Genomic DNA, 14,424 nt, shown 5'->3' with positions numbered 1-14,424 from the left:
CGTGGGCGACCCCCGCCGCCCCGAGCCTTGAATGGGTTCGCGGGCGGCTCCGGCCGCCCGCGTGGATGAGCTGCTTAGCTCGGCAGGCTGGTACAGGCGCCCGACGTCGTGCCGAAGTTGGCGCGGTTGGAATTGCACGTCCAGCCGCGGAACCAGGTGTCGTTCGGGCCGCTGACCGCGCCGACATAGCTGGTCTGAACCAGGAACGAGGTGCCTGCCGGGTTCAGCGTGGAGGCGTTGAACGCGGTTGCGGTCGTGGCCTGGCCGGCGGGGTAGAAGCCGTTGGTCAGCAGGCCGGTGCCGCGCTCGACATTGTTGCCGCCCGCTGCGTTGAAGATCGCCGCCATTTCCGCATTGGTGACGGTGACGTTGTTCACCGTCGTCTCCGCATAGGGGTTGGCGCAACCGAACAGCACCGAGTTGAACACCGGCGGGCCATTGTCCTCCAGCGCGGTGTTGGCGGGACGGATCGTCGTCTTGCCCTGCGCATCGGCGCCCGCGACGATGTTGAGGCAGGCGGTCGGGCCGACCACGATGCCATTGACGAAGCGCGCATCGGCGCCGCCACGCAGGCGGATCGCGGCGTTGGTCGCGGTCGAGGTCTGCACGAAGGTGAAGTTCGACAGCGTGTAGCGCTGACGCGGCAGCGCGTCCTCGTTGTTGTTCGAGTCGATCTCAGTCGAATAATTGTCGGTCTGCGTGTTCACCGGCTTCTGGATCGCCAGCACGAACTGGATGAAGCCCTGCCAACCCACATCGGTATCCACCGCGTCGTCGTCGGTGCCGGTCATCACCAGGTAGCGCATGTTGGTGCGACCGCCGAAGACCTCGATGCCGTCGTCCGACGAGTTATGGACCTGGACGTGGTCGATCGTCGTGCCGGAGCCCGTGCCGCCGAGCGTCAGGCCCTGCAGCTCGTTGTTCGGGCTGATGATCGTGCCCGAATACCGGATCTGGACGTAGCGCACGGTGCCCGAGCTGTCGGTCGGCGTCGCGCCGCCGTAGAGCGCGGTGGAGGTGCCCTCCACTACGTTTTCGCAGTTCACCGAACCACCCGCGACGGTCGCGTTGCAGTTCGAGATCGGCGCGCGGCCGGCCATGATGATGCCGCCCCACAGGCCCTGGCTCTCGTCGGTGACGCCGCCGGTCAAATTCTGCTGCGCGGTGAAGATGATCGGCTGCGTCTCGGTGCCCTCGGCGTTCATGCGCGAGCCGCGGTTGACGACCAGGAAGTCGTTATCGGCGTTGGTCGTGTTGGCATAGATCAGCACGCCCGGCGCGATCGTCAGCGTGGCCGACGCACCGCCCGGTGCGTTGCCCGCGCCGCCGATGTCGACGCCGACATCGACGCGGCCGTTGATCTCATAGGCGACGCCCGCGACCTTCTGGAGCGACAGCGAACCCTCGATGCGGCTCGGCAGGCGGCAGCCGCGATAGCTGCCGACGATGCCGGCGTCTGACGTGCCGGTGGGGCAGGACGCGGCGGGCGTGCCGGGTCCGGTGGGGGTCGGTGTGGGGGTGGAGGGCGTTGGCGTCGGGGTGCCCGGCACGACGATGACGCCTTCGCCCGGCGAGGCGACGCCGTCCGCGCCGTTGCAGCCGGCAAGTGCCAGGCTCGCGGTCGTCGCCAGTAGAAGAGTGCCGAGGCGGTGGAAGCGGGCCATGTTAAGCTCCTGGTCGATCTTGGATGGTGCGATCGACCAGAGCATTCCCCCCTGCCGATCTCCCCGCGGCGGTTAGGCGGGCCGCATGACGGGAAGATGTGGTTTCGGGGTCAGAACTGTTACGGCTGCGTGACGGTTTCGTGACGATGCCGGGATGACACAGCGCGGCCGCATCGGCCGTTTCGATGCAATGCAGCAATGCTGCTCGTCAAAGACCGACGCTATCGGAATGGCATGGGGAGCCCCTCCCCTTCAGGGGAGGGGTTGAGGTGGGGCGTTTCCTCGAACGCGGCGCTTGTGGAGGCGCCACTGCTTCGACCTTTGAAGATGCAGGGTCGCTGGACTGTTCGCTCACGCCCCCGGCCTCTCACCCCAGCTTGGCGGTGGGCGTCAGCCACACCGTGCCGCGCCCGCGAAAGACGAACACCAGCCCCTCGCCGCTGCGCATCGCGTTGCGAATGCCCTGCACCAGCGGCCGCAACTCCACCTGCAACGTCGCCGAATACATCAGCATCAGGTCGCCATCGACGATCAGTTCGCCCGACCCGTCCAGTTCGATCACCTCGATCTCGTCCACCGGCACCGGCGCCTCGACGACGAACGCACCCGCGCCCGTCAGCTTGGGCTGCATCAGCCCGTTGCCGGAAAACAGCCCCGCGACCGAGCGGTGGACATGCGTCGACACCTGGATGTTCGCGTCGCACGCGTAAAAGGCGCCGTCGTCCAGGATCAGCGAATCCTGCGGCCCGTCCATCGCCGCCAGGATGAAATGCTTGGTGGTCGGCTCGGTCCACACCTCGCCCCGCCCCGAAAAGCGCGTCGCATAGGCCGATTCACCCGACCCCGCCGATTTCACCGCCCGTGCCAGAAAGCCGCCGCTCTCGTTGCGCTGCACCTCGGTATGGATCGCGCCGTGCGCATATTGAAGCGCCCCCGGCTCCAGCAGCGCGGCCCCGCCCTCCAGCACGATGCGAACCTGCCGCGCGGTCGCCTCATGCGCGGGGTAGACATAGACGGGGGCCGCGGCGGCCTGCCCGGCCGTTCCGCCCTGCGCCGTCGCCTGCACCGCGCGCGCCATGGCATAGCTCTTGCGCTTGAACTGAAAGAGTTCCAGCCGCATGCCATTGCCCTGCTGCTCGTCGATCTTCGTCCTGAAATCGGCCATCTCGTCCTCCGTCACGTCACGCGATCTTCAGTTCGGCGCCCGTCGTCCCGAACGCTTCGGCCCGCGCCATCACCCGCCGTGCCCAGCGGGCATGCGTCGCGGGTTCGCACATCACGCCCGCGCTGTTGAACACCGCCGGGCTGTCCTCGCCAAGGATCGCCTGCGCCTCGGCCAGTTGCGCCATCGGCACCGCCAGCGCGGCATGGATCACCGGCACCTGGGACGGGTGGATCGCGGTCTTGGCGCACAGCCCATGGTCCAGGTCGCGCTCCACCTCGGCGGCGAGCAGCGCAGGGTTGGCGAAATTCTCCATCACCGGCGCGGTCAGCTCGAACCCCCAGGGTGCGAACGTCGCCACCAGCGTTCCGATCAGCGGGCCGAGCGGCCCGTCATAAACGGTGCGCGTCGCCGATCGCCGTGCCCCCAGGATCTGCAACAGGTCGTTGCCGCCGATGCGCAGCGCCAGGATACGGTCCTGCTGCCCCAGCAACTGGTCGCGCAGGCGGCGCATCTCGTGCCCGTCGCATACCTCGCGCGTTTCCAGCGTCGGCATCAGCCGGTGCCCCTCGTGCAGCGGCAGCGCCAGATAGGCGGGCAGGCTGTCGGCATGCGCCTTGGGGATCACGAAGCCCGCCGCATGGCCGATGCCGTCCAGATGCAGGATATGCTCCAGCATGCCCGCACTTCGCGGCCGGACGAACACCGCCAGCGGAATGGCGCCAAGGACCGGCAACACCGCCGCCAGATTGTCCAGCGCCGCCGGCACGTCGCGCGCATGCACCGAATCCTCGACGCACAAGACCGCCGATCGCAGCCCCGACGCCGCCGCCCGCGCCAGTGCCGCCGCCAGGTCGCCCCGCGTGCACGGCATATACAGGGTCGCGCCCAGTTCGATCGCGGATACGGTCATGCCGCCACCCGGTCCCGGCCCAGCGAGCGGATGATCGTCACCGCCCGGTACCGGCAATCGGCGTCCAGCCGCTCCACCGGCACGCCGCCCTGTTCGGCCAGATGGATCAGGTGCGCGACATCGGCATCGCCGGGATCGCGCACGAACAGTCGTTCCGGCATCCGCCGCAACAGGGCGCGTGTCGCCTCCGCGATGCCCGGCTTCACCCGGTTCGCATCCCCGCTGCCGATCGCCGCCAGCATCCGCGTGACCAGCGCACCGCTCGCCGCGCGCAAGGCCGGGCGCTCCGCCCCGTGCCCCCCGATCGGCCGCGGTTGCGCCAGCGCCGCCATCGGCGCCAGCGCGTCGACGAATGTGCGCGACCGGTCCGCCCCCGCATGCTCGGGATAGGTGACGCAGGCATGGAAATCCCCCGGCCCCACCACCGCGTCCGACAGGATCGACCGGCTGACCAGCCCGGACACGATGCCGTTCAACAGCCCCGACGCGATCAGGTAATCGTCCGCGGTCGCCGCGATATCGGCCACGCCCGCCGGGTCCGCCACCACCGCCAGCACCGGTGCAAAGCCGAACGGCCGGTCGGCCAGGCTGCGCTGCAACTCGCCCGCGATCGCGCCCTTGCCCGTCCAGCCGTCGACGAACACCACGTCCGCCGGATCGTGCCGCGCCGCGATATGGGCCAGCGCCGCACGGTCGATCCCCCGGTCGCGGATGATGCTGATCGCATAATGCGCCGCTTTGACGCCGTGCGCACGCAGCGTGCGCAGCAGCAGCACGCCGATCGGCGTCCCCGCCCGCGCCAGGCTGGCGATCACCACCTCGCGGCCCTCCGCCCGCGCCGCCAGATGCGCGGCCAGCGCGGCGATATCGCTCGCCAGCCTCAGGCCGTTGCGTTGCAGGGCGGCATCGTACAGCGCCAGATAGGCGGCATCGGGCACCGCCTCGGGCGCGATCATCTCCGAATAATGCCGCGCGCCGGACTGGATCGCCCGTTCCTTGGCCGCGACGTCGGTGGCCGCCAGCACCACCGGTTTCAACAGGAAGGTGACGTCCGCCGGATCGTAGCTTCCGGAAAAGCCGCTCATGCGAACAGCCGGTCCGCCAGTTGAGATCGCGTCGGCAGCATCGCGAAATCGCACAGCGCCATGAACGGCGCATCGGTCAGGCTGTCGCCCACCCCGATCACGCTCGCCTCCGGAAACCGCGCGCGAAGGCCGGGCAGCAGATGCGCCACCGCATTGGCCTTGCCCAGATAGGGCGGCATCATCGCGACGTTGTTGCCGTTGCGATGCAGCGTCCATCCCGCCGGCACGTCCGGGATCGCGGCGTCCACCACCTTGAACAAGGCGTTGTGATCCGCCTCGGGATGCTTGGCCAGCGTGTAGATCGGAACGCCCGCCTCTTCCAGCACCCGTACCCTCAGCGGCACGCCCTGTGCTTCCGCCTCATGGGCGATCGCCGCGGCATAGCCGTCCAGCGCCCCGGCATGGTCGGCCGCGGCACGCGCGATCTCGGCCGCCCAGCCTTCATCCGGCTCGCCATCCTCGCCCAGCACCACGCCGCCATGCGCGCACACGCCGGCGGCAAAGGGCACGTTCACCCGGCGCAGCGCATCCAGGCTGCGGCCGGTGACGGGCACCAGATGCGTCGTCTCGGCCAGCCATTCGATGAAGCGCATCTGCCGCGGCGTGGCATAGCTCAGCGGTGCCCCATCGACTGCAAAGCCGATCGGGGTCAGCGCCTCGTCGGCCAGGTCCTCGGGGCATTTCGCCCGCGTCTGGAACAGCGTGTCGTCCAGATCGACCAGCGCGATCGCCCGCATCAGCGCGTACTCCAGCGCAGCGTTTCTGCATCCAGCGCCGCGACCAGTGCCGGATCGACATCCGGTGTCTCGTGGCAGATCCATGTCGTCCGCCCATCGGCGGCATCCGCATTGTAAAGGAAGTTCGGCACACCCGTCCCATAATTGTCGTCGAAACACAGCGCGCAGGCCAGCGCCCCGCCGATCCGCGCCGGACTGCGGCTCGTCGCCTGCACCACCACGTCCAGCCCCGCCGCCTCCAGCCGCTCCGCCAGCCGGAACGGCGCATAGGTGAACTCCCCGGTCCCTACGATCCGCAGCGGACCGTGCACCGCCGGCTCCCTGTCCGGCCCGGCGACATCGCTGTCACGGCGGCCCAGCCGCCCGTGATTGACGGGGTCGTCCAGCACGCCCAGCGTTCCCGCCGCCGCCTCGAACCCGGCCACGTCTTCCGCCGCCCCGCCCGGCGTCCAGCCCAGCCGCCCTTGCAACAGGCTCGCGATCGTCGCCGGCCGCGGCATCGCCGCCAGCCATCCGCCCCCCGACCAGTCGGTCAGCGTCGCGACCACGATCCGCTCCACGCTCGGCCAGCGCGCCACCAGTACCCTTGCCAGATTGGTCAGCGTCGTCCCCGTCGACACCTCGTCATCGACCAGCACCAGCGTCCTCGGCGCCTCGAACCCCGGCTCCACCGGCTCGTACACCAGATGCGCGGACGCATGGCTGTGCGGCTCCTCGAACCGCGCCAGCAGCGGATGGTCGATCCGCTGCCGCGTCGAATGCAGGAACAGCGCGTCGCCCCGCGCCATCTCCTCATGCAGCGTCTGGCCCAGGCACACCGCCGTCTCGGCCAGCCCCATCACCACGATGGGCCCCGCCAGATCGCCCGGCAACCGCGCCGCCAGCGCGCGCACCGCGGCGCGCATCTCCCCCGGCCGCGCCGGCCAATGCCGCCCCAGCACTTTGGACACTACCAGGAAACCGCGCCTGGGATTGCGCCGCGCCGCGAACCCGCACAGCCGCGCGAGCGGCCAGTCCGGATCGCCCCCCGTCACCTCCACGCGCAACTGCCCCGTCGGCAGCGACACCGCCGCTGCCGACACCTGCCCCCCCGCCGCCATCATCGCCTAGACGTTGACGCCGAACGACCGGGCCAGCGGCCCCAGGCCACCGACAAAGCCCTGGCCGATTGCCTTGAACTTCCACTCGCCACCATGGCGATACAGGTCGCCGAAGATCATCGCCGTCTCGGTCGATGCGTCTTCGGACAGGTCGTAGCGCGCGATCTCGGTGCCGCCATCGGCGTTCAGCACGCGGATGAACGCATTCGATACCATGCCGAAATTCTGCCGACGCGCCTCGGCCTCATGGATCGTCACCGCAAAGCTGATCTTGGCGATGTCGGCGGGCAGCGTGTCGAGGTTGACGCTTACCGTCTCGTCGTCGCCCGAGCCTTCGCCGGTCAGGTTGTCGCCCTGATGCTCGACCGCGCCGTTTGCGCCCAGCTTGTTGTTGTAGAACACGAAGTCCGCGTCCGACCGCACCTGTCCCGCCTCGTTCAGCAGGAACACCGACGCATCCAGGTCGAACCCGCTGCCATCGGTCACGCGCGTGTCCCAACCCAGGCCGACGCGTACCGCCTTCAGGCCGGGTGCTTCCTTCGACAGGCTGACATTGCCGCCCTTGGACAGGGATACCGCCATCTGATCGTCTCCATTGCTTGCCGGCCGATCATCGACCGATATTGACGTAAAGGTTGCGCGCTCAGTCCTTCAGCGCGGTGCCCGACGGCTTGACCGGATCGGCCGCCTCGATCGGCTGCTCCGGATCCCGCTTGTTGCTGCGCACCGACGCCCAGAAGGCCAGACCGATCAGCGCGGCGCCGATCAGGCCGGTCACCGTCTCCGGTATCTCGAACTCGACCGACAGCAGCATGATCGCGGCCAGCGCGATGATCGCGTAAAAGGCGCCGTGCTCCAGATAGCGATACTGGGTCAGCGTGCCCTTATCGACCAGCATGATCGTCATCGAACGCACGAACATCGCCCCGATGCCGAGGCCCAGCGCGATGATGAACAGATTGTTCGACAAGGCAAACGCACCGATCACCCCGTCGAACGAGAAGCTGGCGTCCAGCACTTCCAGATACAGGAAGGATGCCAGGCCCGACCGCGCCGCCGCGCCCGTCGCGGCATCGCCGTCGCCTTCCAGCAGCACGCCCAGCGCATGCACCGCGATATAGGTCAACAGCCCGAAGATGCCGGAGGTGATGTAGGTCATCGCCTCCTCGACGGGGATGAAGCGCGAGATCACGTACATCGCCAGCAGCACGATGCCGACCGCCAGACCCGAAATGTCGGTCAGCTTGGCCAGCGGCCGCTCGATCACGCCGATCCAGTGCTCCTCCTTCTCGTCGTCGAAGAAGAAGTTCAGGCCGACCATCGCCAGGAACGCGCCGCCAAAGCCCGAGATGCCGACATGGGCGGAGGTGATGATCTGTTCGTACCGCACGGGATCGCCCGCCGCCAGCTTCAGCGCCTCGACCGGCCCCAGGCTGGCCGCGATCGCGACGATCGCCAGCGGGAACACGATGCGCATGCCGAACACCGCGATCAGGATGCCCCAGGTCAGGAAGCGGCGGCGCCATTTCTCGTCCATGTCGCGCAGCACCGTCGCGTTGACGACGGCGTTGTCGAACGACAGCGACACCTCCAGCACGCCCAGCACCGCCACGATCCACAGCACGCCCAGCGTGCCGCCGACGGTGCCGGTGCTCTGCATCCCCAGCCAAGCCGCGATGGCCAGGCAGATGCCCGTGAAGATGAACGAACCCTTGTAATATTTCAGCAGCACGAATGTCCCCCGGATGCGCCGTCTTGGTGTATGGGGCGCTTATGTCAGTCCTTTGACCCCGCCGTCCAGCGCAGGCCCCAGCGATAGGCTTCGTCCAGCTTGCGCTGCCCCTGATGGTAATCCACCAGCCGCATCGCCTGGAACCGGCCGCCGACATTTTCCAGCATCGCGACCGCGCACAGCCGGCGGTCGTTGCGACCCTCGGTCATGCGCACCTCGATATCCTGTTCGCCGGGCATCTTCACCGTCACCACGCCGTCCGTCGCCTGCCAGTTCGGCACGCCTTCGTAGATCAGCGCGAAAACGAGGATGCGGCGGATTCGGTCCCAATGCCGGCCGTTTACCCGCATCGTCTCGCCGCTGGCGGTGTCGCCCGATCGATCGTCGGCGGACAGCGCGATCCACGGCTCGCCCTCATAATCGCCGAATGTGCCGCCCAGCGCCTGGATCACGCCCTTCCAGCCATCGTCCAGCTCGAACAGGCAACCCAGGTCCAGGTCGACCGCGCCGCTGCGCCCCCAGCCGCCCCTGCCGCGCGACCAGTTCAGGTTGATGACGATCTCGCCGGTCGGCTTGGCAAGGCTGACCGTCTGGCGCGGCTTGTCCAGCGTCACCTTGCTCAGCCGCACCGGCGGGGGTGGAGGCGGTGGCGGTGGTGGCGCGGCGACAGGCTCCGCCACCTCGATCCCGAACGAGCGGGCGAGCGGCGCCAGCCCGCCGTCGAAGCCCTGCCCCACCGCGCGGAACTTCCACTGCCCGGCGCGCCGGTACAGCTCGCCCAGCATCATCGCCGCCTCGCTCGCCCCTGCCAGACGAGGGCGATATTCGACATCGCCCGCCGTGATCGCGGCGCCCTCCAGCACGGCCACCGTGCCCCGGTCCACGGTTATGCAGAACACGATCCGCTCGATCGCCGGGTCCAGCCGCGACAGGGTGACCGCAAAGGTCCGCGTCGCCACGTCCAGCCGGACCGCGCCCGCGGGGTCGGCGGGCTGGTTGTAGAACAGCATGTCGGCATCGCCGCGCACCCGCCCGTCCCCGCGCAGCAGGTAAGCGGACACATCGGCCTCCGCCGGCAGGGTCAGGGCGACGCGCACCGCGTCCCCCGCCACCGGTGCATTGCCGCCCTGGCTCAGTTCGCGCATCGCGAGGGGCGCCCTTACAACGCGGCCGTGATCGGCCCCATCATATCGTGAAAGGTGCGGCCCGTGGTCTTCTCGCCCAGCGCCTTCATCTCCCACCCGTCGCCGACGCGCACCACCTGCGCCATCACCTGCCCGGTATGCGTGCCCGATCCCGACAGATCGAACCGCGCCAGTTCGCTGCCGTTGGTGGCATCCACCAGCCGGCAATAGGCATTGTCGATCCGGTCGAACGTGTCGCCGCGAAAGCTGTTCACCGTGAACACCAGCGCGCGCACCGTGGAGGGCAGACGCGTCAGGTCGACATTGATCGTCTCGTCATCGCCAGCACCCGCCCCCGTAAGATTGTCGCCCGAATGGACGATGCTGCCGTCGCGGCTGGTCAGTTGCCGGAACCACACCTGGTCCACCATCTGCCCGCCGGCATCGAACAGCAGGCAGGACGCATCCAGGTCGATGTCGCCGCCCCCGCCGCCCAGCAGCGCGCCGAACAGCCCCTTGGCCTTTTTCACGTCCCAGCCCAGCCCCATGGTCACGCGGGTCAGCGTGCCGCCACCGCGCTTTTCCAGTCGAACTGTCTGACCTTTTTGAAGATTTACCATCGCGCTGCCCCTCCCAAGGCAAAAGATCGGAAGATGTCCGCACCACGCTAGACCGCCCCTGCGGGCGCCCGCAACCGCTATTCGTCGCGGATCATCGCGGAAAAGGGCGGCGCCGGCGCATCCAGCCGGATCGCATCGGGCACCGCCGCCACCAGTGCGCGCCCCCGTGGGCGCGGCACCATGTCCGCATGCGCCAGCCCCAGTCCCAGCGCGACATGCCACCAGGGCAGGTTCACGCCGGCAAACATGGTGTTCAGGCACCCGCCGCTCATCCGCGTATTGACCTCGATCAGCCGCGGCTGCCCGGCCGCATCCTCGATCATCTGCACGTTGATCAGGCCGGACAGGCCGAACAGCCGCACCGTCGCCGCCGCCAGGTCGATCGCCTCGCCCTCGCTTTCCACCCACTGCCCCACGCGCTCCTTGCGCCGGGCGACCGCACTCACCACGCGGCCGCCGTCCGCCAGCACATCGACGCTCGTCTCATGCCCCGGCAGATATTCCAGCACCAGCAGGTCGGGCGCCTGCCCGTCGTCCAGCGCCTGCGCAAAGGCCTCGACCGCGATCGTCCGCGCATCGACATCCATCAGCGTCGCGATCAGCGGCCGTTCGTCCTCCAGCCGCCAGAAGCCCGCCCCGAACACGCCGCGCCGCGGCTTGACGCACGCGCCAAGCCCCTGCCCGCGCAGGGCGGCGGCGGCGCCGCGTACGTCATCGCCGCCCCGCGCCAGCCACGCCTGCGGTACCGGCAACCCGGCCGCCGCCACCGCGTCCATGAACGCCCATTTGTCGTCCAGCAGGTCCAGCATGTCGGGCGCCGCCGGCAGCGCCAGCCGCGTGCCAAGCGCGGCAAAGGCGGCTGCGTCGCCCGCGATCAGGTCGCGGCGCATGCCGGGCACGAACAGGTCGACGCCGTGCACCCGGCACATCTCCAGACACCAGTCGCGATAGCCGTCCGCCGCGATCGGCTCGATCAGCGCCAGATCGGCGGCCGCCAGCGCCGCGGCATCGGCATAAGGGTGCGAGGCGATCAATCGCACCCGCCCGTTCGCCCCCGCTCTTATCAGGGCCAGCGCATTGCGGACCGAATGCCCGCGATCGAACCAGATCGTCTTCATCGCCGGCGCTGTTTCAGACTTTGCGCGCCAGCGATAGCGCCCCCCGGCCGGTATCACCCTGAAACCGGCGCCGCCGCGAAGGTCCGACCGGGTATCCTTCAGGCGTGACTGTCGTTGAACGCCAGGCTGCTGGAAATCTCCGCCGCCGCCGCCCGGATCGCGTTGCATGCGGCATCTTCCGATACCGTCGAATCGGTCAGGCGCAGGAACGGTACGGTCAACGCGGCGATCGCCTGCCGCCCGCGCAGGATCGGCGCGGACAGATCGCGCATCCCGTTGATGCACGGGTTGTCCTGCCGCCCCAGGCCGGTGACGCGGATCTCGTCGGCACGCGCCCGGAACGCATTCAGCTCGTCGGCCGAGGGGGCCGGCTGGAACGACCGCTCCCAGTCACCCCGGATGGAGGGCGACTGAAACGCATAGAGCACCGCTCCGGAGGAGGTCCGGTGCAACGGCTGCCGATATCCGACCCGTACCGCAAAGCCCACCGCCGCGGTCGATTCCATGCGCGCGACCACGGCCATGTCGCTGCCCGTCTGGATGCCCAGATGACAGGATTGACCGATATCGATGGTCAGTTGCCGCATGATCGGCAGGGCCTGTTCCAGCATGCTGCGTACCGGCGGCCGCTTCAATCCCAGATGGAACAGGCGCGGCGTCATGACATAGCCGGCGGGTCCCTGTTCCACGAAACCGCGATGCTCCAGCACTTGGATCATGCGAAACAGCTCGCCCGTGGATCGCCCCAGTCGCTGCACGATGGCGCTGACCGTCAGCGGCTGCTCCTCGCCCGCCAGCAGCTCCAGGATATCCAGACCTTTTTCCAGCGCGGGCGCGCGATAGAGCCGCTTGCCGTCCCGCTCCAGGATGCCGTCTTCCATTTCCGCTTCCGCTTCCAAACGCCGTTCCCCCGTTCCTGCTGTCTGGCTCGATCTTTTGCTTATCGGTCCGTAGCTTCGCGACATGTCGGTTCGGTCGTGTGCATCGTTCCAAACCAGCGTACCGTAACCTGGATTAACTTTAGCTATGCAATGGAACGCGGAAACGTCAATGATCTATGCGTTTGCTGACACCGCTGGACAACAATGGCGCGCAAAACCGTGATCCTGCCGGCCCGTTCACCCTGTCGCAATCCCCCGTCCCCCACAGGCTAGGTCATATCGACCCGTCAAATCCACCCAAATCGGGATGTTCAATGGCCATGTCGCCTCTCCTTGCCCGCCGCCACCTGCTCCGCGGTGCCGCGCTGCTGCCGCTGGTCGCGATCGGCGCCTGCACCACGCCACTCGGCTCCTACAGCCTGGGCGACGGCATCCACCGTCTGCTCACCCTGTCCAGCCAGCGTGCCTTTGCCCGGCTGCTGCAACCCGGCGGCTTCTACGACGACCAGCTGACCCGCATCACCGTGCCGCAGCAGGTGGCGGGCGGCCGCGACGGCGACGTGCTGGCCGCGATCCTGCGCACCCGCGCGGTACGCGACCGCATCGCCTTTGCCCTGAACGACGTGGCCGTGGATGCCGCCGACCGGGCGACGCCGGTCGTGCTTGATGCGATTCGCGGCCTTAGCGTGGCCGATACCGTATCGGTGCTGCGCGGCGGGCCGACCGCGGCGACGACCCTGCTCGAACGCCAGGCGCGCGGCGCGGTGGTCGACGCCATGTTTCCCGAGATTGGCGGCGCGCTACGCTCCGACGGCGCGGAGATACTGGGCGCGGTCATCGCCGCGCGCACCGGGGTGGATTACACCGCACTCGCCCGGGATGTCGCCGAACAGGCCGGCAGCGCCATCTTCCGCGCGATCGGTCGCGAGGAGGCCGCGATCCGCGCCGACCCGCTGGCGACGCGCGACCCTGTGCTGATCGCGGTACTGGGCGGCCGCTGACCCGTCGGTCAGCGTGCCAGTTCCACCATCTCGCCGCAGGCGGGGATGAACCGCACCGCCTCGGTCAGCGGCGCCCCCGCCAAAAGGCAGCGGAGCGTCGCGATCGACCCGCCATGCGCGATCACCAGCACATGGTCAGCGTCGGGCAGCGCGTCCCAGGCCGCCCGCACCCGCCCGGCCAGCATCGCCCCGGTCTCGCCGCCACCCGGACGGAAACCGTGCGGGTCGGTCATCAGGCCGTCCATCGCATTCCCGCTCTCGCGCCAGATCGCGTCCCAGCGCCGGCCCTCCCACGCGCCGAAGTCGCGCTCGCGCCACCGCGCGTCCTCGATCGGCGCGGAACACAGCATCTCGGCCAGTCGCCGCGTCCGCTCCAGCCCCGAATGCACGACCCGGTCCGCCCGCACCGCCGCCGCCAGCGACCACGCCATCGCCCGCCCTTCGCGGCTCCATCCCATGTCCGACACGCCGTAGCACCGCCCGGCCCAGGCCCTGGCGACCGGCGGGTGCCGCAACAGCCGCACCGTCACGCGCCGGCCACCACCAGCAGCACCAGCACCTGCGCCGCATAGGCCGCAAAGCCCAGACAATCCCCCGTGCCGCCCCCGATCCGCCGCCGTATCCCGCGCGCGATCCACACCAGCATCAGGCTGATTACCACCAGCACGATCGATGCAGTCCATCGTCCGCCGGTCGCCAGCAGTCCGATCGCCGGCAACACCATCACCGCCGCCAGCCAGAAGGATCGTCGCGGCAGGCGTCCGATATCCTTCGCAACGCCCTCGCCCGTCGCTGCGGGCGGCGCCATCGCCATCAACAGCACCGCGCTCCACCGCGCGATCCCCGCCGCGGCAACGATCGCATACAGTCCAACCGAACCCGGCACCGCCAGCGTCGCCGCCACGCGCAGCGCGACCGCCAGCCCCAGCCCCAGCGCACCGTAACTGCCGATCCGGCTGTCCTTCATGATCCGCCGCGTCGTCTCCGCATCGCGCGCAGCCCCGAACGCGTCGCAGAAATCGGCCACCGCATCCTCATGAAACGCACCGGTCAGCCACGCCTCCACCGCCAGCGCAACCAGCAGCGCGACCAGCGGCGGCCACCATATCTGCCCCAGCGCGAACACGGTCGCCGTCATGATCCCGATGACGGTGCCCACCAGCGGCAGCCATCCGGTCGACCGCACGAACGCGTCGCCCGCCCTTGCGCCGTCCAGCCGCGCCAGCCACGGCACGGGCACCCGCGTCAGGAACTGTACCGCCATCAGCGGCGGTGCCCAGAACGGCG

15 protein-coding genes are annotated in these 14,424 nt (G+C 69.0%); 1 reads left to right on the top strand and 14 read right to left on the bottom strand.

All coding sequences use genetic code 11. The features are described from left to right. Nucleotides 1-74 precede the first annotated feature (74 nt). From NPJ82_RS06320 to NPJ82_RS06265, 12 genes are all read right to left on the bottom strand, one after another. Nucleotides 75-1,664, bottom strand: coding sequence for a hypothetical protein (locus NPJ82_RS06320; protein ID WP_342658724.1), 1,590 nt, complete (start codon nucleotides 1,662-1,664; stop codon nucleotides 75-77). Between the two features lie 367 nt (nucleotides 1,665-2,031). Then, complete coding sequence (locus tag NPJ82_RS06315) at nucleotides 2,032-2,829, bottom strand: AIM24 family protein (RefSeq protein WP_267349483.1); 798 nt, start codon at nucleotides 2,827-2,829, stop codon at nucleotides 2,032-2,034. A gap of 16 nt (nucleotides 2,830-2,845) precedes the next feature. After that, the gene (locus tag NPJ82_RS06310) at nucleotides 2,846-3,739 is read right to left on the bottom strand and encodes an HpcH/HpaI aldolase/citrate lyase family protein (protein ID WP_342658723.1); all 894 of its coding nucleotides are present in this window, start codon (nucleotides 3,737-3,739) and stop codon (nucleotides 2,846-2,848) included. Next, complete coding sequence (locus NPJ82_RS06305; RefSeq protein WP_342658722.1) at nucleotides 3,736-4,824, bottom strand: cysteine protease StiP domain-containing protein; 1,089 nt, start codon at nucleotides 4,822-4,824, stop codon at nucleotides 3,736-3,738. Before NPJ82_RS06305 ends, NPJ82_RS06310 begins: the two co-directional genes overlap by 4 nt. Further along, a complete protein-coding gene (locus NPJ82_RS06300; protein ID WP_342658721.1) occupies nucleotides 4,821-5,561 on the bottom strand; it encodes a hypothetical protein in 741 nt (246 codons plus the stop codon). The genes NPJ82_RS06305 and NPJ82_RS06300 overlap by 4 nt, the downstream gene beginning before the upstream one ends. Then, nucleotides 5,561-6,664, bottom strand: coding sequence for a phosphoribosyltransferase domain-containing protein (locus NPJ82_RS06295; protein WP_342658720.1), 1,104 nt, complete (start codon nucleotides 6,662-6,664; stop codon nucleotides 5,561-5,563). The genes NPJ82_RS06300 and NPJ82_RS06295 overlap by 1 nt, the downstream gene beginning before the upstream one ends. A 3-nt stretch (nucleotides 6,665-6,667) precedes the next feature. Next, the gene (locus NPJ82_RS06290) at nucleotides 6,668-7,243 is read right to left on the bottom strand and encodes a TerD family protein (protein ID WP_342658719.1); all 576 of its coding nucleotides are present in this window, start codon (nucleotides 7,241-7,243) and stop codon (nucleotides 6,668-6,670) included. A 61-nt stretch (nucleotides 7,244-7,304) separates the two neighbouring features. Then, complete coding sequence (locus tag NPJ82_RS06285; RefSeq protein WP_149681997.1) at nucleotides 7,305-8,390, bottom strand: DUF475 domain-containing protein; 1,086 nt, start codon at nucleotides 8,388-8,390, stop codon at nucleotides 7,305-7,307. 47 nt (nucleotides 8,391-8,437) lie between these two features. Continuing rightward, complete coding sequence (locus tag NPJ82_RS06280) at nucleotides 8,438-9,538, bottom strand: TerD family protein (RefSeq protein ID WP_342658718.1); 1,101 nt, start codon at nucleotides 9,536-9,538, stop codon at nucleotides 8,438-8,440. A 14-nt stretch (nucleotides 9,539-9,552) separates the two neighbouring features. Then, nucleotides 9,553-10,137 carry a TerD family protein gene (locus tag NPJ82_RS06275; RefSeq protein ID WP_112382582.1) on the bottom strand — a complete coding sequence of 195 codons (585 nt, stop codon included), beginning with the start codon at nucleotides 10,135-10,137 and terminating at the stop codon, nucleotides 9,553-9,555. Between the two features lie 77 nt (nucleotides 10,138-10,214). Then, a complete protein-coding gene (locus tag NPJ82_RS06270; RefSeq protein ID WP_342658717.1) occupies nucleotides 10,215-11,255 on the bottom strand; it encodes an ATP-grasp domain-containing protein in 1,041 nt (346 codons plus the stop codon). A 98-nt stretch (nucleotides 11,256-11,353) separates the two neighbouring features. Next, a complete protein-coding gene (locus NPJ82_RS06265) occupies nucleotides 11,354-12,136 on the bottom strand; it encodes an IclR family transcriptional regulator (RefSeq protein ID WP_112382584.1) in 783 nt (260 codons plus the stop codon). Between the two features lie 314 nt (nucleotides 12,137-12,450). Here NPJ82_RS06265 and NPJ82_RS06260 point away from each other — a divergent pair, with 314 nt between their 5' ends. Continuing rightward, nucleotides 12,451-13,137, top strand: a complete 687-nt coding sequence (locus tag NPJ82_RS06260) for a DUF4197 domain-containing protein (RefSeq protein ID WP_342658716.1) — start codon at nucleotides 12,451-12,453, stop codon at nucleotides 13,135-13,137. 8 nt (nucleotides 13,138-13,145) lie between these two features. On the opposite strand, the gene NPJ82_RS06255 is transcribed toward NPJ82_RS06260, so the two are convergent. Together NPJ82_RS06255 and NPJ82_RS06250 are read right to left on the bottom strand one after the other, a co-directional pair. Continuing rightward, nucleotides 13,146-13,667: a histidine phosphatase family protein gene (locus NPJ82_RS06255; protein ID WP_342658715.1), complete on the bottom strand. Its 522-nt coding sequence runs from the start codon at nucleotides 13,665-13,667 to the stop codon at nucleotides 13,146-13,148. Continuing rightward, a complete protein-coding gene (locus tag NPJ82_RS06250) occupies nucleotides 13,664-14,401 on the bottom strand; it encodes an adenosylcobinamide-GDP ribazoletransferase (RefSeq protein ID WP_342658714.1) in 738 nt (245 codons plus the stop codon). The genes NPJ82_RS06255 and NPJ82_RS06250 overlap by 4 nt, the downstream gene beginning before the upstream one ends. Nucleotides 14,402-14,424 lie beyond the last annotated feature (23 nt).

This window comes from Sphingomonas sp. NY01, assembly GCF_038809135.1.
GTDB lineage: Bacteria > Pseudomonadota > Alphaproteobacteria > Sphingomonadales > Sphingomonadaceae > Sphingomonas > Sphingomonas carotinifaciens.
Note: the sequence above shows the minus strand (reverse complement) of the source record. Positions and strands in the feature narration are given on the sequence as shown.

Excerpts from the sequence above, each read along its gene's own strand:
- NPJ82_RS06290 (WP_342658719.1), bottom strand. The coding sequence starts at position 7,243 with ATGGCGGTATCCCTGTCCAAGGGCGGCAATGTCAGCCTGTCGAAGGAA.
- NPJ82_RS06300 (WP_342658721.1), bottom strand. The coding sequence starts at position 5,561 with ATGCGGGCGATCGCGCTGGTCGATCTGGACGACACGCTGTTCCAGACG.
- NPJ82_RS06270 (WP_342658717.1), bottom strand. The coding sequence starts at position 11,255 with ATGAAGACGATCTGGTTCGATCGCGGGCATTCGGTCCGCAATGCGCTG.
- NPJ82_RS06265 (WP_112382584.1), bottom strand. The coding sequence starts at position 12,136 with ATGGAAGACGGCATCCTGGAGCGGGACGGCAAGCGGCTCTATCGCGCG.
- NPJ82_RS06275 (WP_112382582.1), bottom strand. The coding sequence starts at position 10,137 with ATGGTAAATCTTCAAAAAGGTCAGACAGTTCGACTGGAAAAGCGCGGT.
- NPJ82_RS06310 (WP_342658723.1), bottom strand. The coding sequence starts at position 3,739 with ATGACCGTATCCGCGATCGAACTGGGCGCGACCCTGTATATGCCGTGC.
- NPJ82_RS06250 (WP_342658714.1), bottom strand. The coding sequence starts at position 14,401 with ATGGCGGTACAGTTCCTGACGCGGGTGCCCGTGCCGTGGCTGGCGCGG.
- NPJ82_RS06260 (WP_342658716.1), top strand. The coding sequence starts at position 12,451 with ATGGCCATGTCGCCTCTCCTTGCCCGCCGCCACCTGCTCCGCGGTGCC.
- NPJ82_RS06320 (WP_342658724.1), bottom strand. The coding sequence starts at position 1,664 with ATGGCCCGCTTCCACCGCCTCGGCACTCTTCTACTGGCGACGACCGCG.
- NPJ82_RS06315 (WP_267349483.1), bottom strand. The coding sequence starts at position 2,829 with ATGGCCGATTTCAGGACGAAGATCGACGAGCAGCAGGGCAATGGCATG.
- NPJ82_RS06295 (WP_342658720.1), bottom strand. The coding sequence starts at position 6,664 with ATGATGGCGGCGGGGGGGCAGGTGTCGGCAGCGGCGGTGTCGCTGCCG.
- NPJ82_RS06280 (WP_342658718.1), bottom strand. The coding sequence starts at position 9,538 with ATGCGCGAACTGAGCCAGGGCGGCAATGCACCGGTGGCGGGGGACGCG.
- NPJ82_RS06305 (WP_342658722.1), bottom strand. The coding sequence starts at position 4,824 with ATGAGCGGCTTTTCCGGAAGCTACGATCCGGCGGACGTCACCTTCCTG.